This window comes from uncultured Pontibacter sp., assembly GCF_947502515.1.
Lineage (GTDB): Bacteria > Bacteroidota > Bacteroidia > Cytophagales > Hymenobacteraceae > Pontibacter.
In genome coordinates, this window is the sequence record NZ_CANNAI010000002.1 from 223,576 (window position 1) to 248,842 (window position 25,267).

Sequence of the window (25,267 nt, forward strand, 5' to 3'; positions counted from 1 at the left end):
TGGTCTTATGTTAGGACCAATATAACACATAAAGGTTTAATGCTATAGAAAAATATAGACGAACACCTATTTTGTCTCGGCAAACACTTGCTTAGCGAACATAACAGACACTGCCAGAGTCAGAAGCGCGACTACCAGCATGGCGGTAGTGAGCAGGAAAGCCATGCCTGCCGTTTGGGTGGAGTTAGGTTCCGGCGCTTCCTGCACCATCTCGAGCAAGCGGATAAAATAGGTGCCGGATCGCCATCCGAGTAGCAACGTCAGCAGACCAGCCTCACCAGTACCCAGCAAAAAGGCCCAGCGCTTGCGGCGGTTCAGAAAGTGCCCGGCCACCAAAGCCAGCAAACCACCGGCTATACCTGTGATCAGCGCAGTACGGGCCTGCTCGCCAGCCACGTCTACGGCCACTGCGCCACAGCCCAGCATGAACACGCCAAAGAAGGCGTAGAGGTAAGAGATCTGTTTATGTATGGTCATGGGTATGTTATTATCCGAAGCAAATATAAGGGTAAATGTTGAGGAGGTATAAGCAAAAGCTGTTGCACGGTCTGTAAGGCGAATAACTTTTGCACAAGTTTGAAGTATTATGGGCAGGAGGCGCCTAATGCCTCAGCAGATGACTAAGAAAGAACTACACAATTTATATAAAGACCCGGCTCTCTCGGCAGAGTGGGCGGGGCTGCGCTATACCTCTGACGAAAAGCCGGGCATCACCCGCAAAAAAGCCGGTACCGGTTTCTATTACCTCAATAACAAGGGAGAGAAAGTAACAGATGAAAAAATACTTGAGCGCATAAAAAAACTGGTAATACCGCCAGCCTGGACTGAAGTCTGGATTGCCACCACACCCCGCGGACATCTGCAGGCGACCGGCCGTGATGACAAAGGCCGGAAGCAGTACATCTATCATCCGGAGTGGCAAACAGCCCGCAACCTGACAAAATTTGGTCGTATGATTACGTTTGGCAAGTCACTGCCAGTCCTGCGCGAACAGGTACAGCAGGACATCCAGTCCCGTAAGCTGGACAAACGCAAGGTGACGGCGCTGGTGGTATCGATCATGGATAATGCGCTCATCCGGATCGGGAACCGTGCCTACGCCAAGTCTAACAAGTCTTACGGCCTCACCACACTGCGTGACCGGCATGTGACTTTTAACGGCAGCACCGTCACCTTCTCATTCGTAGGCAAGAAAGGGGTGGAGCAGAAGATTGACCTGAAAGACCGGCGTCTGGCGCAATTGGTGAAGAAGTGCAAGGATATTCCGGGCTACGACCTGTTTCAATATTACGATGAAGACGGGGAGCGGCAAACACTTGAGTCCGGCGACGTGAACGAATACCTGCGAGACGTGACCGCCCATGATTTCACAGCAAAGGATTTCAGGACCTGGGGTGGCACAGTGCGCATGGTGGAGTGCCTGGAGCGGGTGATTGAAGAGGACCCGGAGATCGACAAGGAGAAAGGTATAAAAGAGGCCGTGAAAGAAGTGGCGAAGGGCTTGGGAAACACACCGACTGTTTGCAGCAAATACTACATCCACCCGGAGGTAGTAAATCTATTTCGGGAGGACAAGCTAATGGGCTTCCTCAAAAAGCATGATCCCACAAAATCTAAAGTCCAACACCTTAGCAGCATGGAAGAGTTTGTGCTTAAAATGCTCGAGAAGAGTTTGAAAGTTTAATATGTAGGGACAGGTCGCGGCTTAATGCCGTCAACTTAAAGATTCAGAGGAAGCTGATTCGGATTTATTAATCCGAATCCGAACTGGTGCGGGTCTCCAGACCCACCGGTGCCGACACATGGGGGATTAGGAAATCCCCTGCAGTGGGCAGGGCCGTCGAGTTCTAGCAGATTCTCCCTTTGAGGACAAATGAGACGCGAGTCGAAACTTGCGAGCGAAGCTCTCAGCGGGGTGTTTCCAACTGTAGGCTAATCTAGGCATAGTCATTTAAAGTCTTTTACAACGCAATCAACACCCCTATAATCCCCTCAAAAGGATAGTTTTCGACAGAACCTAACAGTCCTATCTGCAGTGGGGGTAGGGGGCCTCGATAAAACTTTCGGATTGGTAAAACCGAAAGAGACATTTGCTTAATTTGATGGCATTGAATAGCGAACTGTCCCTACAAGTTTGAATTACCTAATTCCCTTCCCGGTCGTAGGCGTGCACTCTCACGTCTCGGGTGGTGCGGTCTTTGGCTTCTGTGCCGAAATCGATTTCGTTGCCGCGCTCGGTGTCGTAGACGTGGGTCATTTTGCGCCAGCCTTTTACAGATGATCTGTCCGTGATTTCGTCTTCACCTAATCCTCCGTATACTTCCACCAATATACCTTCTGCTACGTCGCCTTCCAACAAAAATTCGTCTTCTCCACTAAGGCCGTGCAGCGTGATCTTTTCAGTCTCTTTTCTATAGAATATGCGCTGGTACAGCACTCTCTCAGGTATACCGTTCCGAGCAGGACGAATTAAGATGACTTCTGTTCGTTCATCATCCAGTCGTTTAACATGAAACCTGTCGCTCTCATCTGTGCCGGCGATGGTCACATGCCTGGCAAGGATTTCGTACATTTCTTCGGCTACCTCCGGCAATTGATCGCGCCGGTTTTTCAGGCTCTGGATAGTGCTTTCTCCCCTGAGGGCGAAAATGGGAGGTGGCAGATTTCGGACTGCTTTTTCGATGGTTTGATCTGTGAGCATACGCTTCAATTCTTCTGCTATTTCCATCCAATCCGTGCGGGTAAGTTCATGGAGCAGGCGCTCGTCTATAAACTCGGCATTGATCATCAGAGCTTTCACATCTTTGATCTTGGATCCAAATGAGTTGAATTTGCGGGCGATTAGTTTGCTGGTGGCGATAAAAGGTATAGCCCCATCGTTCATTTTCAGGAACACCTGGTCCCGGTCTTTGGGTATGGGTTTATACCTGATATCCGCCGGTCCTTCCTGATAAGCCGCCCAATTCCACTGGCCCTTGTGGCGGTCCCAGTCACCGACCAGCACATCCAGCAGTCGGGCGCGAGCAAAGGCCTTCTGGTCGAAGTGGTGTGTGTTGGTTTCATAGCGGTTGCGCAGGGCATCATCAGAACCTTCAAAACCTGCCACGTCTCCGAACATACCCAGCGTGTCGGCTATACCTTCAAACTTCTCTTCGAGCATGTAAACCTTGCCCTGCACCGCCCCGGCATGTTCTCCAAACAAAGTATCTTTGGTAGGTACATAGTAGAGGGTAGGAGAGGTATGGTAGATGCCGGCGGCACTGGCTAAGTCAGGTATGATCAGGGCACCGTAGGGAGTGGCAGAGGAGGTTTGATCGCGCAGTATATTGGTGACAAATGTGGGACGCCAGAACTTAGCCAGCACCTGCACCGGGTCTTTGTCGATGGAGCGGAAAGCGTAGATGCGGCCAAGGCTGTCCTGAAGGTGAAAGTTGCTGGTCTGGTAGCCGCCCCCTTTTTTAATGACCTCCATCCCGCCGTTGACGCGTGACAGATCGAACACGGGAAGTTTTACAGGAGTAGTCCAGCTGTCGCGGTGGTGGCGACCCCAGAAGAGGCGGTGCAGCCAGCCGCGTTCGTAATGGCGACCTGCCACGACCCATACGCTGTCAGTGCCAGCCGGGGGCAGATCATACTCTCCCGGCTGCACTAACGCGTCTTTTTGGTAAAAATCATTGTCGGCGCAACTGCTCAGCATTAGAGTAAGAAGCAGCAGGAGCGCCGTTTTAAGGTATAGGTGCTGCATAAGGTGTGAATTCACTCTTTAAACGCAGCACCGTTACAAGGTTTTCGCTATTTTCGTTTTTGTCTGTAGTAGCTGATCAGACCGGCGGTGGAGCTGTCATGCTTAGCCTCCTTGTTGCCCAGTATTTCCTCTTCAATCGTACCGGCCAGTTGCTTACCCAGTTCCACACCCCACTGATCGAAGCTGTACACGTTCCAGATCACGCCTTGCACAAAGGTCTTGTGCTCGTACATGGCGATCAGGCTGCCCAGTGCGTACGGCGTGAGCAGGTCGAACATAATGGAGGTAGAGGGTTTGTTGCCTTCGAATACCTTGTGCGGCACTAGTTGCTCGAGATCTTCACCAGTCATACCTTTCTTTTCCAGCTCAGCACGTACTTCCTGCTCGGTTTTTCCTTTCATGAGGGCCTCGGTTTGGGCAAAGAAGTTGGAAAGCAGCATTGGGTGGTGCTCACTAATCGGGTTGTGGCTGTTGACTGGAGCCAGGAAATCAGAAGGTATAAGCACCGTGCCCTGGTGGATCAGCTGGAAGAAAGAGTGCTGTCCGTTGGTGCCAGCCGCACCCCAGATCACAGGCTGCGTCTGGAAGTTCACAAACTCACCGTTTCGCATGGCGGTCTTGCCGTTGCTTTCCATCTGCAGTTGCTGCAGGTACTCTGGCAACAGACGCAGGTACTGGTCGTAAGGCAGCACGGCATGTGACTGTGCTTCAAAGAAATTCGTGTACCAAACGCTCAGCAAAGCCATCAGCACGGGTATGTTCCGGCGCATCGGTGTATTTTTCAGGTGCTTGTCCATGGCTTCGGCACCACGGAGCAGTTCCTCGAACCTGTCATAGCCCAAGGCGCAGGCCACCGACAAACCAATGGCCGACCAAAGTGAGAAACGTCCGCCTACCCAATCCCAGAAGCGGAAGGTATTTTCAGGTGCAATGCCGAACTTAGAAACGGCCTCGGTGTTAGTGGAGAGCGCCACAAAATGCTTGCTCACATGCGCCTCGTCCTTGGCGGTCTCCAAAAACCAACTGCGAGCCGTATGGGCATTGGCAATGGTTTCTTTTGTCGTAAACGTTTTGGAGGCGATGATGAAAAGTGTCGTCTCGGGGTCTACTTTGCGGAGCACCTCTGCAGCATCAGTGCCGTCCACATTGGAGATAAAATGCACCTCAATGTCCGGCTTTTGGTACTTCTTCAACGCTTCTGTTACCATCTGAGGGCCCAAGTGAGAACCGCCTATACCTATATTCACTACATGCCGCACTTTTTTACCGGTATAGCCCGTCCACTCACCGCTGTGCAGGCGGTCGCAAAAGTCCTTCATCTGGCGCTGCACATCCCGCACTTCCTCCAGCACATTTTCACCATCTACCAGCAGCTCCTGATCGGTGAAGTTTCGCAGGGCGGTATGCAGCACGGCGCGGCCTTCGGTTGCGTTGATCTTCTCGCCACGCAGCATGCTTTCGATGGCGGCGGGCACCTTTGTTTCCTCAGCCAACTGGGCAAGCAGGTCCAGCGTTTCTTCGGTAATGCGGTTTTTGGAGAAGTCATACAGTGTGCCGTCCACTTCAAAGGAAAACTTTTCGAAGCGCTGCGGATCAGCTTTAAACAGATCGCGCAGGTGCTGATCTTTTAGCTGGGCGAAGTGATCTTCCAGTTTTTTCCAGGCATCGGTGGTGGTCGGGTTGTCGGTGTGTAGCATGTTTTATTTTGTATGATGGTTACGGCTGAAACTACTCTGAAAGCTCCTGCAAGGTTGTTTGAATGAGCAGGATTTAAGGCTTAAAGATACAGTATTTTGGGAGCTGGGCTCGCAATCGGCATCATTTAACTTGTAGCTGCGTAGGTTTAAGATTGGAAAGACTGATGCGGGGCTTTATAGTTTTCGCATCAGGTTTATCTGAATTACACATTTTAACTTACAGATTATGAAAGATGAAAAGGGTCAACCCACTGATAAAAATTCCCCTAAAGCAAAGATACTGCGCGAGGATGACGGTAAAAGAACACCTCCCACTCATGCGAAGTATGTAACCGGCGGACAGCATCTCTCGACCCGGCCGGAGCAGGGCCCGGATGTACCACCACATGAACGCACAGAAGGTATTCCGTAGGGGTAAAAATTCTGCCTGATCTGAATTGTTCACGTGCCGGTTTCAGCCTGTCAATGGAGCAATTCAGTTCAGGCAGCTTATCACTTCCCTGGTATTCTTTCTTTTAAACTAACCAATGAATTATGAGTACCCTCCAGCAATTACTTCAGGACAAAAATATAAAAGCGCTGATTCTGGATCTCGATGGTGTCATTACACAAACAGCCCGGGTACATGCCCAGGCCTGGAAGCGAATGTTTGATTCGTATCTGAAACAGCGTGGTGAGAAAGAAGGAAAACGATACGAACCACTCGATATTGAAACCGACTACAGGGAACACATTGATGGCATCCCCCGCTACGATGGAGTGCGCAATTTTCTGACTTCCCGCGGTATTACTTTGCCGGAGGGCACACCAGAAGACGAAGAAGGCGAGGAGACGATTGGAGGGCTCGGGAATCTGAAAAATATGTACTTTCAGGAATTGCTGAAGCAGGAAGGCGTGGATGTATATGAAGACACCATTGCCTGGCTGAAGCGACAGAAGCAACAAGGCATGCGGACGGCTGTGATATCGGCGAGCAAAAACTGTGTGGATGTGCTGCATGCCGCAGGTATAGAGCGGCTTTTTGAAGAGCATGTGGATGGACTGCAGTCGGCTGAGCTGGGACTGAAAGGCAAGCCGGCACCCGATATTTTTTTAGAGGCGGCCCGCCGGCTAGGTATAGCGCCCGAGGAGGCGGCTGTGTTTGAAGACGCCCGCAAAGGTGTAAAAGCTGGTAAAGCCGGTGGCTTTGCGCTGGTGGTAGGTATAGACCGTCATCACGATACTGAAGGTCTAAAGGCAAATGGCGCTGATATTGTCATCAAAGAATTCCCCAAGGTATAAACCGCATTTTCGATATCCCTAATCCAACACTATGATACAGAAACGTGAGGCCCACGAACTTCCCTCGGCTCTCAACCAACTGAATGAACTCAAAGCACAGTTTCATGGCAAAACGCCCGCCATCTTCCTTGACTACGACGGCTGTCTGACACCCATTGTGCAGCGCCCTGAAATGGCTGTGTTGTCAGACGACATGCGGCAGGCCCTGCAGGAGCTGGCTACTGTCACGAAGGTAGCCGTGGTGAGCGGCCGCGATCGGCAGAATGTGGCGGAACTCGTGCAGCTTGACAATTTGTACTTTGCCGGCTCACACGGTTTTGATATAACTGGTCCGGGAGGTATGGCCTCAGAGCCGGGTGGAGCCAAAGCCGCTCTGTCCGCTCTTGACAAAGCGGATACCATGCTTCAGGAAAAGCTCAGACAAGTGGAAGGAAGCCAGGTCGAACGCAAGCGCTACGCTATAGCGGTGCACTACCGAAACGTGGCCGACGATCAGGTAGAGATGGTGCGAAAAGCTGTAGATGAGGTGCTCGACTCCATGCCGGAGCTGAAAATTGGCTTAGGGAAAAAAATCTACGAACTCAAACCGAATATTGACTGGCACAAAGGAAAAGCGGTGATGTGGCTGATGGAGGAACTGGGCCTGAACAAGGGCAACTATATCCCGCTCTACATTGGCGACGATATAACCGACGAGGATGCTTTTGCTGAGCTGCAGGGACAAGGTATAGGGATACTGGTAGGGGAGCATGATGATAAGACGGCTGCTACCTACCGCCTGGAAGGTGTGGATGAAGTGCGTGTTTTTCTGGAAGACCTGACAGACTCTATCAAAAAGATAAATCATGGCTGACTGGAGCATCATTTACGATAAGTGGGTCCCCAAGGAGCAAAGCCTGCGCGAAGCACTCTGCACCTTAGGTAACGGCTACATTGCCACCCGTGGCGCATTTGAAGAAGCCCGTGCCGAAGCAGACATTTATTACCCCGGTACCTATCTGGCCGGTGGCTATAACAGACTTACCTCCGAAGTGGCCGGAAAGGAGATCGAAAACGAAGATCTAGTGAACTGGCCTAACTGGCTTCCGGTTTCCTTCCGGCAGTCCGGTGAAGAGTGGTTTCATATGAGTAATGTGGAGGTGCTGGATTTCAAACAGCAGCTGGATATGAAACACGGCACACTTTGTCGCACAGTGTATTTCCGCGACAGCAAAGGCCGTGAGTCCAAACTGAATACCCGCCGCATTGTCAGCATGGCCAACCCACACCTCGCCGCGCTGGAGTGGCAAATGACCCCCATCAACTGGTCGGGAGAAGTAGAGTTGCGTGCCGCTCTGGACGGACGGGTCATCAACAGCGGCGTAGCCCGTTATCGCGAACTCGCTAGTCAGCACCTGGAAACCTTGGATCAGGGGCAGTATGATGAAGAGTGCATGTACCTGGTGGTGCAGACAGTGCAGTCTAAAACGCGTATGGCGCAGGTGGCCCGCACTCGGGTATACCTGAACGGCGACGCCAGCGGTATTATGCCTCAGACCAGGATCGAGCAGGGCTATGTGGAGCATCAATTTAAGCTGCAGGCTACCGAAGGCCAGCCGCTTCGCCTCGAAAAGAGCGTGCTGCTCTATACCTCACGCGACTGGGCCACCTCCGAACCTTTACTGGATGCCTGTGTCAACATCACCAGGCAAGGGAACTTTGAGGAAGCAATGGAGGTGCACAAGCGGGCATGGCAGCGGCTCTGGAACCGCTGCGACCTCGACACGGCCTGCAACACGAAGGTGCAGTCTGTTTTGCGGCTGCACGTATTTCATCTGCTGCAAACTGTTTCCGGCCATACCGTCGACCTCGACGTAGGCGTACCTGCCCGGGGGTGGCACGGAGAGGCTTATAGAGGACACATTTTCTGGGATGAACTGTTTATCTTTCCTTTCCTCAACCTGCACCTGCCTGCCATCACGCGGGAACTGCTCATGTACCGCTATCGTCGCCTGAACGAAGCCCGAAGCGCTGCGAAAGAGTCAGGGTACAAAGGGGCGATGTTTCCGTGGCAAAGCGGCAGCAATGGCCGTGAGGAAAGTCAGGTCATTCACCTCAATCCGCAATCCGGTCGGTGGCTGCCGGACAACACTTACCTGCAGCGGCACATCAGCTCGGCAGTGGCATACAATGTGTGGAATTACTACCAGGCTACTGAAGACATCGATTTCCTCAGCTATCACGGCGCTGAGCTGTTACTGGACATCGCACAGTTCTGGTCAACCATCGCCACACTGAATAAACAAACCGGGCGCTACGAAATCCTGCATGTGGTGGGGCCTGACGAATACCATACCGAATATCCTGATTCAGATGAAATCGGCCTCAACAACAACGCCTATACCAATGTGCTGGCTGTGTGGGTGATTCAGAAGGCGCTGCAGCTGAAGGATGTGTTCGATGACTCGCGCTTCGAAGAGCTGCTCACCAAGCTGCACCTCAGCCCGGATGATCTGACACGCTGGGAGGAGATCAGCAAGCGGATGTATGTTCCTTTTCTGGAGGACACGAAGATCATCGCGCAGTTTGATGGCTACGATCAGCTGCAGGAGTTCGACTGGGAGACATACAGAGCCAAACACGGTGAGGCCATGCGCCTCGACCGCATTCTGGAGAGTGAAGGTGACAACGTGAATAAGTACAAAGCCAGCAAACAGGCAGATGTGCTGATGCTTTTTTATCTGTTTTCATCTGAAGAACTGCTTTCCATCTTCAAGCAGCTAGACTACGATTTCAAACCTGAGAGCATACCGGATAACATCGCCTACTACGAACAGCGCACTTCCCACGGATCCACATTAAGTAAGATCGTACACGCATGGGTGCTGGCCCGTTCAGACCGCAAGCGTTCCTGGGCTAATTTTGAAATGGCTCTGATGAGCGACCTGGAGGATATACAGGGTGGCACCACGGCTGAAGGTATACACCTCGGTGCCATGGCGGGTACGGTAGACTTAGCGCAACGCGCCTATACCGGGCTCGAGATCCGCGATGATGTGCTGTGGCTGAATCCGGTGCTTCCCGATGAGATGCCCTGCCTCAACATGCAGCTGCGCTATCGGGGACATTGGCTGCAGCTGAATATTACCACCAGGAAAATGATCATCACTTTTGACAAAGGTTGGTCCAAAGAAGTAAAAATAGGTGTTCAAGGCAAAGTCTATACCTTCCAGACAGGTGATCAGAAGGAGTTTGATATTCAACGGTAAACTCATTCAGAGCCCAACGCTATACCTATACCCTCACCAGAACCCATTATACCTGAAGAAGCATGCACAAAATTCTAACCATCACGATCAACCCCGCCTTAGACAAGAGCACCCATGTGAAGCGGGTGCTGCCTGAGAAGAAGCTCCGCTGCGACGAGCCCGTATACGAGCCGGGGGGAGGAGGCATCAATGTTTCTCGCGCTATCCGTAAACTTGGTGGAAGCTCCTGGGCCTGGTTGCTCTCCGGAGGACCAGCCGGTGAAAAGCTGTGTGACCTGCTAAAGGAAGAAGGTGTGGAATATTGGTCTGGCCAAACCAAAAGCTGGACCCGGGAGAACCTGATGGTGATGGAGGACAGCACGGGCGACCAGTTCCGCTTTGGCATGCCAGGTCCCTACATCGAAGAGTCGGAGTGGCAGCAGGTGCTGGATAAACTGGAGAAGCTGGAGCAGGTACCCGAGTATGTGGTAGCCAGCGGCAGTCTTCCTCCAGGTGTGCCCGATGACTTTTACCTCCGGATGGCGGTGATCGCGCACGAGCGCAATTTCAAGTTGATCGTGGATACTTCGGGTGAGGCATTGGTGAAGGCGGCAGGAGAGGGGCTATACCTGATCAAACCAAATCTGGGTGAGTTAGCCAAACTGGCCGGAAAAGATCACATATCAGCAATGGAACAGGAAGAGTTCGCCATGCAGGTGCTGAACGAGGGCAAGTGTAAAGTGCTGGTAGTATCGCTCGGTCCACGCGGCGCCATGCTGGCGTCCAAAGAATCAGGTATACACTATGTGGTACCGCCTACCGTAAAGCAACAAAGCGCCGTAGGCGCCGGGGACAGCATGGTTGCTGGTATTGTTATGAGTTTGCTCAGAGGGTGTTCACTGGAGGAAGTGGTGAGTTACGGCGTAGCCGCCGGCACCGCCGCTACCATGACACCCGGATCGGAGCTGTGTCGCAAAGAAGATACTGAGGAGATTTACCAGTGGTTAATGGAGCATAGGTAGTAAATAAAAAAGGGTGAAGCTCTCGCCTCACCCTTTCTATTATAATCTATACTGATTAAGCATTGCGATTTACGCAGTTCAGGTCCTCAAAGGCCTCTTTCAGTCTGGCGATGAAGTTTTCTTCACCTTTACGCAGCCATACGCGTGGGTCGTAGTACTTCTTGTTTGGAGAGTCAGCACCATCCGGATTGCCGAGCTGGCCTTGCAGGTAGTCCTTTTTCGACTCGTAGTAGTTTTTCACGCCGTCCCAGAACGCCCACTGCATGTCTGTGTCGATGTTCATTTTGATAGCACCGTAACCGATCGCTTCCGTGATCTTGGCTTTCTCAGAACCTGAACCACCGTGGAATACGAAGTTCACCGGGTTGTCGCCAGTTCCGAATTTCTCTTTGATGAAATCCTGTGAGTTTTTCAGGATCTCAGGGCGCAGCTCTACGTTACCCGGCTTGTATACGCCGTGCACGTTACCGAAAGCAGCTGCAATCGTAAAGCGATCGCTTACTTTCTTCAGTTCCTCATAAGCATAGGCTACTTCGTCAGGCTGGGTATAAAGACGAGAGCTGTCCACGCCTGTGTTGTCCACGCCGTCTTCTTCGCCACCGGTTACACCGAGTTCGATCTCTACGGTCATACCGATCTTGTTCATGCGCTTCAGGTAGCTGGCGCAAGTCTCGATGTTTTCTTTGATCTCTTCCTCAGAAAGGTCGAGCATGTGGGAGCTGTAAAGCGGCTTGCCGTGTTGCTCATAGTATTTCTCACCGGCGTCCAACAGACCGTCGATCCATGGAAGCAATTTCTTGGCAGCGTGGTCAGTGTGCAGCACTACTGGTACGCCGTAGGCTTCGGCCATCAGGTGCACGTGCTGGGCACCGGAAACAGCGCCTGCAATGGCGGCTCTCTGGTTGTCGTTCTCAAGGCCTTTGCCAGCGAAGAATGTGGCGCCACCGTGCGAGAACTGAATGATAACAGGTGAATTAAGCGACTTAGCTGTTTCCAGCACAGCGTTGATAGAGTTTGTGCCAATCACGTTAACGGCTGGCAGTGCAAAGTTATTCTCATTGGCATACTTGAACAGCTCTGTAACTTCATCGCCGAACAAAACCCCTGATCTGAAACGTTTTTCCATGAATGTTTAAGTTTTATTTCGATTTGAAATTAAACATAAATATGTTGTAAACCGAAAATAGATGGCAGGAGCTTCAGAAAAGCAGGTCTATACCTGACCAAAGCTCAATCAAACACAAGTACTTTGTCTTTATTCTTGCCGCGCATGTGGCCGCGTATGATCTGCTGTATATCCTTGTTGTCGTTGTAGCGCTGGATTTCTGACTTAAAGTCCTCTAATGAGTTGGCTGAGAAATATTCGTCTACAAAGCCAAAGCCAAGGTAAGTACCATGCTCCACCACAACAATGGACTTCTCGCCCAGCTCGCGGCCTTTCCCCACAATTACAAAGCTGTTGTGCTCGTAAGTGAAAGACTCAATAGCGGCATCCACACGGGCATTGTACTCCTCTGGTGTCTCTGCACCAATACAGGCGCCTTTGCAGATGTGTACCTGGTAATCGAAACAGGCACCCGGCGTTTTGTACAGGTCGCACAGCTTCTGACACAGGTTATACTTGGATACTTTATGGAAAAGGAAACCTTTGGCCTTGAACTGATTTGAAAGCGCAATGATCGGGGTCATGTTCACGTCATCGGCTTTGTTTATGCTGCCAAAGGTCAGGCGCTTATAGCCTTTTTCATCTTCGTACGTGAAGATGCCGGTGTTGAACACACTGCGACGTTGCTGCCGGTTGTAGTGCGGCTTCATACGCTTTATCTCCGCCGACTCAAACAACAACGCCACTAGTTCGTTGCCCATCAGTTCGTAGGTGATATCAGCGATCTGGTTCTTGAACTCAATGGATTTGCGGCTTTTGTAGTCGATGTTGAAGTGCTGGATAATGCGCTTCTTTATATTGATACTCTTGCCCACATAGATGACTTCACCCGCTTCGTTGTAGAAGTAGTATACCCCCGGGACTGTCGGTAAGGCGTCTACCTGTTCCTTGCTGATGGCTGGTGGAAGAAGGGAAGCCTTGATCTCGTTCTTGAGCTGCTCGGCCGGGTCCGCCACGTGGTGCGTCCCGTCTATAACGGGACGATTGATTTTGATCAGTTTATCGAACAGCTTGGCCGTAGCTTCCGCGTCGCCAATGGCGCGGTGGCGCATTTGTAGCGGAATGTCAATGCTCTTGCAAAGCTTACCCAAAGAGTAAGACGGCAAGCCAGGTATAAGCGAACGGCTCAGGCGTACGGTACAAAGGGTTTTTCGCTGAAAAGTGAAGCCCAGATCTGCAAACTCTTTCTTGATAAAGGAATAGTCGAAGCGCACGTTGTGGGCTACGAATACCATTCCCTCTGTGAACTGCACGATCTCCTTGGCCACCTCGTAGAACTTCGGGGCGTCCTGCACCATGTCGTCGGTAATGCCGGTGAGTTGGGAGATATAGTAAGGTATAGGCCGCTGCGGATTGATCAGGGTGCTATACTTGTCAACGATCTCTTTGCCATCATGTATGAAAATGGCAATCTCTGTGATTCTGTCCTGCGTGGGTTGGCTACCCGTCGTCTCAATGTCGATGATGGCGTACAAGCTGATTCTTTTTTATGGCTTTTTGAAGCAGCCTCTGGTCTGTTCCAGAGGGTTATCCTGTAAACCAATATTCTTAGCAATACGTTTCAAATCACGCTTATGCCATACCTTGTGCAAATAGATTTAGCAAAGGCCCTCTATTGCTCAGCCTCCTGATCGTCCTCGTAGCGCTCTCTTTTCGCCTTCTCCCGCAACTTGTCGAACATCTTCCGGAACCGCCCTGACTTCTTCTCCTTCACTTCATCTATATCAGCCAGCAAAAAGCCAAAAGGACGCAGTGGTTCATAGGCGTCGAAAAGCACTTTCAGAATGGCGATCATCGGTATGGAGATGATCATACCCGCCGCTCCCCAGATCTCACCGCCAATGAGCAAGGCAATAATGGCGGCAAAAGGGTTGATACTCACCTTTGAACCCACGACATAGGGTGTAATGAAGTTGCCCTCCAGAAACTGCACAAACATGAACACCAGCACCACCAGTACCGCGTCAATCAGGCGACCCGTGGTAGCCAGTGTGAAGAGCGCCGGGAGCATGGCCCCGATCAGTATGCCTATGTAAGGTATGATGGTCAGGATAGAGGCAAACACGCCGAAGAAGATCGCATACTTCACCCCCAGCAAGAGCAAGCCTGCTGAGTTGAGCAAGGCCACGATCACGATCACGATCATCAGACCTGAGATATAGCTCTGTGCCACCACCTGTATGTTGTCGATGGTGTGGTTCAAACTACCACGGCGTTCCTTGGAAACAAACTTGTACATGAACTGCTCGAGGTGGTTGCGGTAGTAAAGAAAACAGAATACGAAAATTGGTACGATGGTGATGACGGTGAGCGCTCCTGTGGTCAGAGAGATCGTGCTGCCAACAAAAGTAGTAGACATCTCCCGCAGTCCGCCTACCATGTTGCGGAACAGTTCACTTTTGTTGGCCGGCTGTATGCCAAAATTATGGTAGAGGTAGTCCTGCACTTTCATGAGCAGGGCGTCAAAATTTTTGCCGATCGTGTCCAGTTCTGACGTCAGACTCATCATCTGCATGGAAAGAAACCAAACCACAAGCCCGAGTACGATCACCACCATCACAATGCTACAGAGAATAGCCAGCGCCCTTGGGATACGAAACTTTTCGAGGTCACGGGTGAGGGGCAGCAGGAGCAGGGCAAACAGAAGCGCAAATACCAGCGGCATAAGGATTGCCTTGAAAGTCTGCAAAACCCAGATCGCCAGAAAGAATCCCAGTAAGATCATCACGTACTTGACATACTGGGGTAATTTAATTTCCATAGGGTGTGTTTGTGTAAGAGAATACTGGCCGTTTAGTCATGTGCAATTAAGCAAATGTTGTGCTCAAGTATAGTTAAATCTAAATATTTTTATGCTAATAAAATTAGCCAAATAAAACCTAGTGATTTCTTCTTATTTTGTGAACTGTAAGCTTCGTGGAATGGTTGTATAGATTAGTTGACAGATCCGATAATATTGGCTATATTTGCTGACTAAAAATATTAGCAATATCTTCTTTTGAAAGATGAATCGATCGGGCGCCGGAACTATTTGTAGCGTCTGATTTCTTTTATTTTTCTATATTTCCGAGTGATTCCACTAAATCAAATACACTTACGCTTACAGAATGGCAGAGTTAGAGCATAATTACAACGAAGACAGCATTCGCTCGCTGGAGCCCCGCGAACACATCAGGCTACGCCCCGGTATGTACATCGGCAAACTGGGAGACGGTTCTTCGGCCGATGATGGTATTTACATTTTGGTGAAAGAGGTGATCGACAATTCCATCGACGAACACGTGATGGGTTTCGGCAAGACCATCGACATCAAGATATCAGACCACAAGGTGCAGGTGCGCGACTATGGCCGCGGTATTCCGCTTGGCAAGGTGATTGACTGTGTGAGTAAGATTAACACCGGTGGTAAGTACGATAGCAAGGCTTTCCAGAAGTCGGTTGGTCTGAACGGTGTGGGTACGAAGGCGGTGAACGCCCTTTCGAGCCATTTCCGAATTCAGTCTGTGCGCGACGGGCAGGTGAAAGCCGCTGAGTTTGAGCGTGGCGTTTTAACAAACGATCTTCCTTTGGAAGCTACTTCGCAGCGCAACGGTACGCTAACTGTTTTCACGCCAGACGATACCATTTTTAAGAACTACCAGTTCAACCCGGACTATCTGGAAAACCAGATCTGGAACTATGTATACCTGAACGCTGGTCTGACGATCAACTTCAATGGCAAGAAATTTTACTCTGAGAACGGCCTGCTGGATTTGCTCCGAAACAAAGCCGACGAGGAGAGCATGCGCTACCCTATCATTCACCTGAAAGGAAATGACATCGAGCTGGCCCTAACACATGGTAACGACTATGGTGAGGAGTACTACTCGTTTGTGAACGGTCAGTACACGACCATGGGCGGTACGCACTTAGCGGCTTTCCGTGAGGCGATCGTGAAGACGGTGCGCGACTTCTATAAGAAAGACTACGACGCGGCTGATATCCGCGGCTCGATTGTAGGTGCCATATCGCTGCGTGTGCAGGAGCCAGTGTTTGAATCGCAGACTAAAACCAAGCTTGGTTCCATTGAGATGGGGCCTGATGGTCCTGCCGTACGTGCTTATATCAACGAGTTTGTAAAAGAGGCGCTCGACAACTACCTGCATAAGAACCCGACGACGGCCGAGGCGCTGAAGAAGCGTATCGAGCAAAGTGAGCGCGAGCGTAAGGACATGGCCGGCGTGAAGAAACTGGCCAACCAGCGCGCCAAGAAAGCCAACCTCCACAACCGCAAGCTGCGCGACTGCCGCCTGCACTTCAACGAAGACAAGCACGAGAACTCGCTGCTATCGACGCTCTTCATCACGGAGGGTGACTCTGCGAGTGGTTCCATCACCAAATCACGCAACGTGGATACAGAGGCGGTATTCAGTTTGAGAGGTAAGCCCCTGAACTGCTTTGGTCTGAAGAAAAAGGTGGTATACGAAAATGAAGAGTTTAACCTCTTGCAGCATGCCCTGAACATTGAGGAAGGCCTGGAAGGCTTGCGTTACAACCGTGTGGTAATCGCCACAGATGCCGATGTGGACGGTATGCACATCCGACTGCTGCTGCTCACTTTCTTCCTGCAGTTCTTCCCGGATCTGGTGAAAAATGGCCACGTGTACATTCTGGAGACGCCGCTCTTCCGGGTGCGCAATAAGAAAGAAACGATCTATTGCTACAACGAGACCGAGAAACAGGCGGCCATTGAGAAGCTGGGCAAACGTCCGGAGATCACCCGATTTAAGGGTCTTGGTGAGATCTCGCCGGACGAGTTTGGTAAATTCATTGGCGACAACATCAAGTTGAAGCCGGTTTTCCTGCAAAAAGACACGACGATACAGAAAATGCTGAGCTATTACATGGGCAAAAACACGCCGGAACGCCAGTCATTTATTATTGAGAACCTGAAGATTGAGAAAGACATAGTTGAGGAAGTATATGCATAACGACGAACTAAACAACGAAGGTATAGAAAGAGAAGAAGAGCTAGAGGTTGCATTTACAGACGGTGATGAAGAAGTGATCCATAATGTGACGCCGGTATCCGGTCTGTACGAAAACTGGTTCCTCGACTATGCTTCTTATGTAATATTAGAGCGTGCCGTTCCTGCCATCGAGGACGGTTTGAAGCCTGTGCAGCGCCGTATCCTGCACGCGATGAAGGAGATGGACGATGGTCGCTTTAACAAAGTGGCCAACGTAATCGGTCAGACCATGCAGTACCACCCGCACGGCGACGCCTCGATTGGCGATGCCATGGTGAATCTGGGTCAGAAAGATCTTCTGATTGAGACGCAGGGTAACTGGGGTGATGTGCGCACTGGTGACAGTGCAGCTGCGCCGCGTTACATTGAAGCCCGTCTGTCGAAGTTTGCGCTCGATGTGGTTTTCAACCCGCAGACGACACTCTGGCAGCTGAGCTATGACGGCCGTAAGAACGAGCCTGTAACCTTGCCGGTAAAATTTCCGCTGCTGCTTGCGCAGGGTGTGGAAGGTATAGCCGTTGGTCTTTCGACCAAGATCATGCCGCACAACTTCAAAGAGTTAATCAAAGGCTCTATTGAGGTGCTGAAAGGTCGTAAGACGACATTGCTGCCAGACTTCCCGAACGGAGGTATGGTAGATGTGACCAACTACAACAATGGTATGCGCGGCGGTAAGATCCGGGTGCGTGCCACGATTGAGAAGGTGGACAAGACGATGCTGATCATCCGTGACGTGCCTTACGGTATTACAACCACAGGCCTGATGGAATCGATCGTGAAAGCGAGCGAGAATAACAAGATCAAGATCAAGAAGGTGATCGACAATACGGCTGCTGATGTGGAAATACAGGTACAGTTGCCGCCGGGAGTATCACCTGACCTGACCATGGATGCGCTGTATGCCTTCACGGACTGCGAAGTGTCCATCTCGCCGAATACCTGCGTGATTATTGACGACAAGCCGCACTTCCTGAGTGTAGACGAACTGCTGCGCATTTCTACTTTCAAGACAGTAGACCTGCTCAAGCGTGAGCTCGAGATCCGCAAAGGTGAACTGGAAGATAGGTGGCACTATTCATCGCTGGAGAAAATCTTCATCGAGAACCGCATTTACCGTGACATCGAGGAATGCGAGACCTGGGAAGCTGTACTCGAAGCGATTGACAAGGGCTTGGATCCGTTCAAGAAGCTGCTGCGACGTGAAGTTACGCAAGATGATATCATTCGTCTAACGGAGATCAAGATCAAGCGTATCTCTAAGTTCGACTCTTTCAAGGCCGACGAGTATATCAAGAAGCTGGAAGAGGAGATGGCCGAGGTAGACGATAACCTGGCTAACCTGATCCGTTACGCCATCGCCTACTTTGAAGGCTTACTGAAGAAATACGGACAGGGACGTGACCGCAAGACGCAGGTGAAGACCTTTGATGTAATTACTGCACAGAAAGTTGCGATCGCCAACCAGAAGCTTTACATGAATGCCAAGGATGGCTTCATCGGTACAGGTTTGCGCAAAGACGAGTTTGTGTGCGACTGCTCTGATATGGACGATATCATTGTGTTCCGTAAGGATGGTAAGTTCACCGTGACGAAAGTTGCTGAGAAAACCTTTGTAGGCAAAGATATCATTATGGCCGGCGTTTATAACAAGAACGATGAGCACATGGTCTACAATATGATCTATGTGGACGGCAAGACCGGTGTGTCCTATGCGAAGCGCTTCTCTGTGAAGTCTATCACCCGCGACAAGGAATACGACCTGACAAAGGGTAACAAAAACTCCAAGGTACATTACCTGACCGCCAACCCGAACTCAGAGTCAGAAGTGGTGAGCATCACGCTTTCCCCACAGGCTTCAGCCCGTATCAAAACCTTCGATTATGACTTTGCCGAACTGATGATAAAAGGCAAAGGATCAAATGGTAATATCGTGACGAAGTACCCGGTTAAGAAGGTGGTGCAGAAGAGCCTGGGTGAGTCTACCTTGGGTGGACGCGAGATCTTCTACGACGAAGTGATCGGTCGTCTGAACACTGAAAGCCGCGGCCGTTACTTGGGTTCGTTTAATACCGATGATACAATCCTGGTGATTTACGAAGATGGTACTTACGAGCAGACCACCTTTGATCTGGCCAACCACTATACTGTAGAGAAAATCAAAGTGCTGCAGAAGTTCGATCCGGAGTTGGTTGTATCCGCTATCTATTATGAAGGCGAAAATAAAACATACTATGTGAAGCGATTCAAGATCGAGACTTCCACAGTAGGTAAGAAGTTCAGCTTTATACCTGAAACCAAAAACTCCAGGCTTGAGGCTGTATCTACACATTCACTTCCGATGGCCACTATTAGCTTCAAACGTTCGCTCCGAGGGGAGAAGGAAACGGAGAAACTACTGCTGAGTGAATTCATTGATGTGAAGGGTTGGAAGGCCATGGGCAATAAGCTGAGCTACTTCAAGATCTTCGATGTGAAAGTGCCGAGACAAGAGGAAGTCGAGCAGGAAGAAAAGCCTAAAACTAAGAAAGTTACCACCAAGCGAGAGCCCGTAACACTGCCTTCCGAACTGAAGGAGTTGGCAGAGGAGGCAGCCAAGGTGAGTGGGGCTCAACTTGATGCGCTCGAAACCGTAGAAGAACTTACAGAAGACGGCAGTGCAAGAGAGGCTTTGAAGAAAAAGAAACAGCTGGATTTGTTCTAAATTAAATCCTTTTTTGCATAAGTCGTTTTAAAGCAATATATTAGGTTGCTTATTACAAATTATGCGAATACTTTTCAAAGTCATACCCATTTTGTTCATCATGCTCGGTTTCCTGATAACTCCTCTGGAGGTACTGGGAGATTCCGGGCATGATGTGCTTTTAAAGAAGGCCTACGAGCTGAAAGAGCAGTACAAGGAAACAGAAGCACTGGCGGTATATGAGCAGATCTTAGCTGCTGATGAGTTAAATTATGAAGCACTGTGCCAGGCCAGTGTGCTACATAATTTGATGGGTCACCGTTTTACAGATGACAGCCGCAAACTGAATCACTTTAGTACTGCAAAGTCTTATGCCCAGCGCGCCTATCAGATGGATTCCACCGATGCCCGATCAAATTATGCCATGGCACTTTCGCTGTCCTCATTGGCAACAATCTCAGGACCGAAGCAGCGACTGGCGACTTTCAGCCAGTTAAAACCCTACTTGGATGGGGCCCTGGCGGCAGATTTGAGGCATGCAGATGCCTGGCACTTGCTGGGACGCTGGTATTTTAAAATGGCGAACCTCAATTTTGCCGAGATCACAGCTTACAAAGTGATGCTGGGCGGTATGGCAGATAAACCTGCTACCAACAAGGATGCTATTTACGCTATGGAAATGGCTATCCTGCACAACCCAAATAACCTGCGCTATTACTTTGATCTGGCCAACATTTATCAGGAAATGAAAAATAAAGAAGCCTGTGTCTATACGCTACAGCGTGCCATGGCCCAGAACCTTGACTTGCAAACGAAGGAGGAGCTGGAGTTGAGCAGGCGCTGTAAAATTATGCTGCAAGAATATCAGAAGTAACTTGATAGAGCTGCAACGCAAAGGGCCTGCTTCCGGATGGTGGCAGGCCCTTTGCATTGCTTGAAAACTATAAGGCAGGCGAATTGTCGGTATTTAGGCAAATTATCTATAATTTAGCGCCATTCTAGATTGTAAGAAAAGACAGCACATGATGTCTCGTTGGGTCTTAAGTTGGGTAGTGTTGGGGATGTTGACCCTTTCCGGTTGCGGCAAAGAAGAAGGTACCCGGGAGCAGATGGTAGACCTGGAGGCCGTGGCTGTTGAGGACCCGGCCAAACAGCTGGTAAGCCTGAGCGAAGCGATCGATCGGTCAAAGCGCGACGGCAGCTTGTATGCACGCAGAGCTATGGTGCTGCTGCGGCAGGGGGAACTGGACAGAGCCTTAAGTGATGTAAACGAAGCGATTAAGCTGTCGAAGGAGCCTGCTAACTTTTTTGTGAAAGCGCAGGTGCTATACCTGATGGGGCATCATGAAGAAGCCCTGCCACTTGCGCTACAGGCGGAGCGTAACTCGTATGAAAGTTCATCACTTTACGTGCTTTTAACAGAGCTATACCTTGACAGAGGAGCATATGCAAAGGCTTCTCATTTTGCACGACAGGCGCTTGAGTTGTCACCGGACGATCCGCATGCAATCTACTTCAAGGGTAGAGTGCTAGAAGTGACCGGTGATACAGCTGTTGCCATCAGGCATTACCAGCAGGCCTTGGAGCTAAAGCCTGACTTTGCGGAGACGCACCGATCACTGGCTGGGCTATACCTGGCGCAGCAGGACCTGGCGCAGGCCAGAAAGCATACGCAACAGGGATTGCGCCAGTCACCGGAGGATCCACAACTTTGGCATTACAAAGGAATGCTACAGTTGCAGTCGGCACGAAAGGACAGCGCCCTGGCTAGTTTTGAAAAGGTACTGTCTTTAGCAGATACGATGCAGGCAGCCCATTTTCAGATGGCGCAGCTGCAGCATGGCATGGGAGCCTACGAGCTGGCCTTGCAACACCTGGAGAGTGCTCCAAGGTATAGCAATGTGCTCAAGTACCTGTCTGTGCGGGCAAGTAGCCTGGAACGACTCGGAGAGAACCTGGCAGCACTGCGAACTTACGAACGCATGCTGACCATTGAGCCGAAGCATACGTATGCGCTGCAGAGCGTTGCCAGGTTGAGATACAGATTGGAAAGACCCAGACCCCAGCTCGACAGTATGGCTGTCAGGCAGCGGGGCTTTTAACTTGATACTAAGAAGAAAACATGATCAACATCACTTTGCCAGACGGCTCTGTACGCCAGTATCAGAAAGGTGTAACAGGCCTCGAGATCGCCAGCAGCATTAGCGAGGGCCTTGCCCGCAATGTTTTGGCCGTAAAGGTGAACGATTCCGTTTGGGATCTGTCTCGCCCCATTGAAGAAGATGCCAATGTGCAGCTGCTCACCTGGAACGACGATCTGGGCAAAAATACGTTCTGGCACTCTTCCGCCCACTTGTTGGCCGAAGCACTGGAAGAGCTATACCCAGGTATAAAATTCGGTATAGGTCCTCCTGTTGAGAACGGCTTTTACTATGACGTGGACCTGGGTGAGGGCAGAACTTTCTCGCAGGATGACTTCGCCAAAGTAGAGCAGAAAATGCTGGAACTGGCACGCGCCAAAAATGAATACAAGCGTGAGGAAGTATCAAAAGCCGACGCCATTAAGTATTTCACTGAGAAAGGCGACCAGTACAAGCTGGACCTGATCAAGGATCTGGAAGACGGTTCTATTACCTTCTATACCCAAGGCAATTTCGTAGACCTTTGCCGTGGACCGCACATCCCAAACACTGGCTTCATCAAAGCAGCTAAGCTGATGAACGTTGCCGGTGCTTATTGGAGAGGCGACGAGAAAAGCAAGCAGCTGACTCGTATCTATGGTGTTACTTTCCCGAAGCAGAAAGAGCTGACAGAATACCTGGAGCGCCTGGAAGAAGCCAAGAAGCGTGACCACCGTAAATTAGGTAAGGAGCTGGAGCTATTCGCTTTCTCTGAGAAAGTAGGTATGGGCTTGCCGCTGTGGTTGCCGAAGGGTACGCTGCTGCGCGAGCGCCTCGAACAGTTTATGCGTAAGGCCCAGGTGAAAGCCGGTTACCAGCCAGTGGTAACGCCACACATTGGTAGCAAGGAGCTTTACATCACTTCCGGCCACTACGAGAAGTATGGAGCTGACTCGTTCCAGCCAATCAAAACGCCGAATGAAGGGGAGGAGTTCTTCCTGAAGCCAATGAACTGTCCGCACCACTGCGAGATCTACAAGACTCGTCCGCGTTCCTATAAGGAGTTGCCGGTGCGTCTGGCTGAGTTTGGTACTGTATACCGTTACGAGCAAAGTGGCGAGCTACACGGCTTAACTCGTGTGCGTGGCTTTACGCAGGATGACGCCCATATCTTCTGCCGTCCGGACCAGGTAAAGGATGAGTTCAAAAAAGTAATTGACCTCGTGTTGTACGTGTTCAATGCCCTTGGTTTTGAAGACTACACTGCTCAGATATCCTTGCGTGATCCGGAAAACAAACAGAAGTACATAGGTGGCGACGAAGCTTGGGAAAAGGCTGAGAGCGCGATCATAGAGGCTGCTGAGGAGAAAGGACTGCGCACTGTAACCGAACTGGGTGAGGCTGCGTTTTACGGACCAAAGCTCGACTTTATGGTACGCGACGCCTTGGGCCGCAAGTGGCAGCTTGGAACTATTCAGGTAGATTATCAGTTACCGGAACGCTTCCAATTGGAATACATTGGTGCTGATAATCAGAAACATCGCCCTGTTATGATCCACCGTGCGCCTTTCGGTTCACTGGAGCGTTTCGTGGCTGTTCTGATCGAGCACTGCGGTGGTAACTTCCCGCTGTGGCTGAGCCCGGAGCAGTTTGCGATCCTGCCTATCTCAGAGAAGTACCAGGACTTTGCACAGCAGGTATATGACCGACTGCAGCAGGAAGATATCCGTGGCTTCGTGGATAACCGCGATGAGAAGATCGGGCGTAAGATCCGTGACGCAGAAGTGAGCAAAGTGCCTTATATGCTGATCGTTGGAGAGAAAGAGCAGGAAAACGGAGCTGTCTCTGTTCGCAAGCACGGAGAAGGTGATCTGGGCACGATGACAGTGGAGGAGTTCATCTCTAGCTTTCAGTCAAAAGTTGCTGAGATGCTGAACAATTAAAGAAAGATATTTTTTTCTTGATATAAAAAGTGCGATATTCGCACCCTGATTGTAGAAACTAAATTTAAGGAGGTAAAACTATAGCTACGCCAAACAAGCGCTACATCCCACGCGGAAAAGTGGAAGAGCCATACAAAGTCAATGATAAAATAACTGCCAGAGAGGTCCGGTTAGTTGGTGACAATGTAGAGCAGGGGGTATTCTCGACCAGAGATGCTCAGAAAATAGCGAATGAGCAGAATCTTGACCTGGTTGAGATTTCGCCAACTGCTAATCCACCGGTATGCCGAATCATCGACTACTCGAAATTCAAGTACGAGCAGAAGAAGAAAACCCGTGAGATGAAAGCGAAGGCTCAGAAAGTTGTCATCAAGGAGATCCGTTTCGGCCCTAACACAGATGACCACGACTTTGAGTTCAAGCTGAAGCACGCCAAGTCCTTCCTTGAAAGCGGTTTCAAGATCAAGTCTTATGTACACTTCGTCGGTCGTACGATCGTGTTCAAGGAAAGAGGCGAGATCCTGTTGCTGAAGTTCGCGCAGGCGCTTGAGGACATTGCCAAGGTGGAGCAACTGCCTAAACTGGAAGGAAAGAGAATGTTTTTGATTCTTTCTCCGAAAGTGGCACCTCCCGCTAAAAAGTAATTTGTTTCATTAATTATATACACATGCCAAAAGTTAAAACAAAATCTGGTGCAAAGAAGCGTTTTTCTTTGACAGGTACTGGCAAGATTAAGCGTAAGCACGCTTACAAAAGCCACATCCTGACCAAGAAGACGACTAAGCAGAAGCGTAACTTGACACACACTGGCCTTGTAAGCTCAGCTGACATGGACAGAGTGAAGCTGATGCTTCAAATCTAATTCCCCGGAGTTAGAACGGTTAATTATTTAGTACGAACCCGGTATCTGGTCTTTTGAAGATTAAAATTTAATCACCAGCCGCCAAAACTTTTTAGAAATGCCTAGATCGGTAAACGTTGTCGCAGCGCGACACAGAAGAAAAAAAATGATGAAAATGGCCAAAGGTTACTTTGGCCGTCGCAAGAATGTCTGGACCGTTGCGAAAAACGCAATTGAAAAAGGTTTGCTTTATGCTTACCGCGACAGAAAAGCGAAAAAGAGAGATTTCCGCGCCCTTTGGATCCAGCGTATCAACGCAGGTGCACGTGAGCATGGCATGTCTTACTCTCAGCTAATGGGCGCTTTGAAAAAGGCGAATATCGACCTGAACCGCAAAGTACTTGCTGACCTGGCGATGAACCATCCGGAAGCTTTCAAGAGCATCGTTGACAAAGTAAAGTAATTTACTTTAGATATATTACAAAAGAGGGTCTGGCGCAAGTCAGGCCCTCTTTGCGTTTATACCTGTCTGCAAAC

Annotated in this window: 20 protein-coding genes; 14 read left to right on the plus strand and 6 right to left on the minus strand. The window is 50.3% G+C overall.

The genetic code is table 11. From position 1 onward, the window contains the following. Positions 1-66: 66 nt before the first annotated feature. On the minus strand, positions 67-477 hold the full coding sequence (locus Q1A54_RS05690; protein ID WP_299985767.1) for a hypothetical protein: 411 nt from the start codon (positions 475-477) through the stop codon (positions 67-69). Positions 478-616: 139 nt separating this feature from the next. Here Q1A54_RS05690 and Q1A54_RS05695 point away from each other — a divergent pair, with 139 nt between their 5' ends. Next, positions 617-1,684, plus strand: coding sequence for a DNA topoisomerase IB (locus Q1A54_RS05695; protein ID WP_299985769.1), 1,068 nt, complete (start codon positions 617-619; stop codon positions 1,682-1,684). Positions 1,685-2,143: 459 nt separating this feature from the next. On the opposite strand, the gene Q1A54_RS05700 is transcribed toward Q1A54_RS05695, so the two are convergent. Both Q1A54_RS05700 and pgi read right to left on the minus strand, forming a co-directional pair. Then, complete coding sequence (locus Q1A54_RS05700; protein WP_299985771.1) at positions 2,144-3,745, minus strand: hypothetical protein; 1,602 nt, start codon at positions 3,743-3,745, stop codon at positions 2,144-2,146. Between the two features lie 47 nt (positions 3,746-3,792). Continuing rightward, positions 3,793-5,442 carry a glucose-6-phosphate isomerase gene (gene pgi, locus Q1A54_RS05705; RefSeq protein ID WP_299985772.1) on the minus strand — a complete coding sequence of 550 codons (1,650 nt, stop codon included), beginning with the start codon at positions 5,440-5,442 and terminating at the stop codon, positions 3,793-3,795. Between the two features lie 226 nt (positions 5,443-5,668). On the opposite strand from pgi, the gene Q1A54_RS05710 reads away from it, so the two are divergent. The 5 genes from Q1A54_RS05710 (at position 5,669) to Q1A54_RS05730 (ending at position 10,972) form a co-directional block, all read left to right on the plus strand. Next, the gene (locus Q1A54_RS05710; RefSeq protein ID WP_299985774.1) at positions 5,669-5,854 is read left to right on the plus strand and encodes a hypothetical protein; all 186 of its coding nucleotides are present in this window, start codon (positions 5,669-5,671) and stop codon (positions 5,852-5,854) included. Positions 5,855-5,976: 122 nt separating this feature from the next. Continuing rightward, positions 5,977-6,723 carry an HAD family phosphatase gene (locus tag Q1A54_RS05715; RefSeq protein ID WP_299985776.1) on the plus strand — a complete coding sequence of 249 codons (747 nt, stop codon included), beginning with the start codon at positions 5,977-5,979 and terminating at the stop codon, positions 6,721-6,723. A 31-nt stretch (positions 6,724-6,754) separates the two neighbouring features. Continuing rightward, on the plus strand, positions 6,755-7,576 hold the full coding sequence (otsB, locus tag Q1A54_RS05720) for a trehalose-phosphatase (RefSeq protein WP_299985778.1): 822 nt from the start codon (positions 6,755-6,757) through the stop codon (positions 7,574-7,576). Continuing rightward, entirely contained in the window at positions 7,569-9,971 is a 2,403-nt protein-coding gene (locus Q1A54_RS05725) for a glycosyl hydrolase family 65 protein (RefSeq protein ID WP_299985780.1), read from the plus strand. Before otsB ends, Q1A54_RS05725 begins: the two co-directional genes overlap by 8 nt. 62 nt (positions 9,972-10,033) lie before the next feature. After that, positions 10,034-10,972 carry a hexose kinase gene (locus Q1A54_RS05730; protein ID WP_299985782.1) on the plus strand — a complete coding sequence of 313 codons (939 nt, stop codon included), beginning with the start codon at positions 10,034-10,036 and terminating at the stop codon, positions 10,970-10,972. 55 nt (positions 10,973-11,027) lie between these two features. Here the strand turns inward: Q1A54_RS05730 and fbaA are convergent, their stop codons facing one another. The 3 genes from fbaA to Q1A54_RS05745 all read right to left on the minus strand — a co-directional run bounded on the left by fbaA (position 11,028) and on the right by Q1A54_RS05745 (position 14,898). Next, positions 11,028-12,098: a class II fructose-bisphosphate aldolase gene (gene fbaA / locus Q1A54_RS05735; RefSeq protein WP_299985784.1), complete on the minus strand. Its 1,071-nt coding sequence runs from the start codon at positions 12,096-12,098 to the stop codon at positions 11,028-11,030. A gap of 104 nt (positions 12,099-12,202) precedes the next feature. Further along, on the minus strand, positions 12,203-13,612 hold the full coding sequence (locus Q1A54_RS05740) for an exonuclease domain-containing protein (RefSeq protein ID WP_299985786.1): 1,410 nt from the start codon (positions 13,610-13,612) through the stop codon (positions 12,203-12,205). Positions 13,613-13,749: 137 nt separating this feature from the next. Then, positions 13,750-14,898 carry an AI-2E family transporter gene (locus Q1A54_RS05745; protein WP_299985788.1) on the minus strand — a complete coding sequence of 383 codons (1,149 nt, stop codon included), beginning with the start codon at positions 14,896-14,898 and terminating at the stop codon, positions 13,750-13,752. A 346-nt stretch (positions 14,899-15,244) separates the two neighbouring features. Between Q1A54_RS05745 and Q1A54_RS05750 the strand changes: the two genes are divergently transcribed. The 8 genes from Q1A54_RS05750 (at position 15,245) to rplT (ending at position 25,193) form a co-directional block, all read left to right on the plus strand. Continuing rightward, positions 15,245-17,107, plus strand: a complete 1,863-nt coding sequence (locus Q1A54_RS05750) for a DNA topoisomerase IV subunit B (RefSeq protein ID WP_196114726.1) — start codon at positions 15,245-15,247, stop codon at positions 17,105-17,107. Beyond that, entirely contained in the window at positions 17,100-19,847 is a 2,748-nt protein-coding gene (locus Q1A54_RS05755; protein WP_299985791.1) for a DNA gyrase/topoisomerase IV subunit A, read from the plus strand. The genes Q1A54_RS05750 and Q1A54_RS05755 overlap by 8 nt, the downstream gene beginning before the upstream one ends. A 61-nt stretch (positions 19,848-19,908) precedes the next feature. Then, positions 19,909-20,700 (plus strand): hypothetical protein, encoded by a 792-nt coding sequence (locus Q1A54_RS05760; RefSeq protein ID WP_299985793.1) that lies wholly within the window; start codon positions 19,909-19,911, stop codon positions 20,698-20,700. A gap of 148 nt (positions 20,701-20,848) precedes the next feature. Beyond that, positions 20,849-21,928 carry a tetratricopeptide repeat protein gene (locus Q1A54_RS05765; RefSeq protein WP_299985795.1) on the plus strand — a complete coding sequence of 360 codons (1,080 nt, stop codon included), beginning with the start codon at positions 20,849-20,851 and terminating at the stop codon, positions 21,926-21,928. A gap of 20 nt (positions 21,929-21,948) precedes the next feature. Then, the gene (gene thrS / locus Q1A54_RS05770; protein ID WP_196114730.1) at positions 21,949-23,889 is read left to right on the plus strand and encodes a threonine--tRNA ligase; all 1,941 of its coding nucleotides are present in this window, start codon (positions 21,949-21,951) and stop codon (positions 23,887-23,889) included. 119 nt (positions 23,890-24,008) lie between these two features. Beyond that, the gene (gene infC / locus Q1A54_RS05775; protein ID WP_007656418.1) at positions 24,009-24,533 is read left to right on the plus strand and encodes a translation initiation factor IF-3; all 525 of its coding nucleotides are present in this window, start codon (positions 24,009-24,011) and stop codon (positions 24,531-24,533) included. A 23-nt stretch (positions 24,534-24,556) separates the two neighbouring features. Then, the gene (gene rpmI / locus Q1A54_RS05780; RefSeq protein WP_007656420.1) at positions 24,557-24,751 is read left to right on the plus strand and encodes a 50S ribosomal protein L35; all 195 of its coding nucleotides are present in this window, start codon (positions 24,557-24,559) and stop codon (positions 24,749-24,751) included. A gap of 97 nt (positions 24,752-24,848) precedes the next feature. Next, positions 24,849-25,193 (plus strand): 50S ribosomal protein L20, encoded by a 345-nt coding sequence (gene rplT / locus Q1A54_RS05785; protein ID WP_007656428.1) that lies wholly within the window; start codon positions 24,849-24,851, stop codon positions 25,191-25,193. The last annotated feature ends 74 nt before the right edge of the window (positions 25,194-25,267 follow it).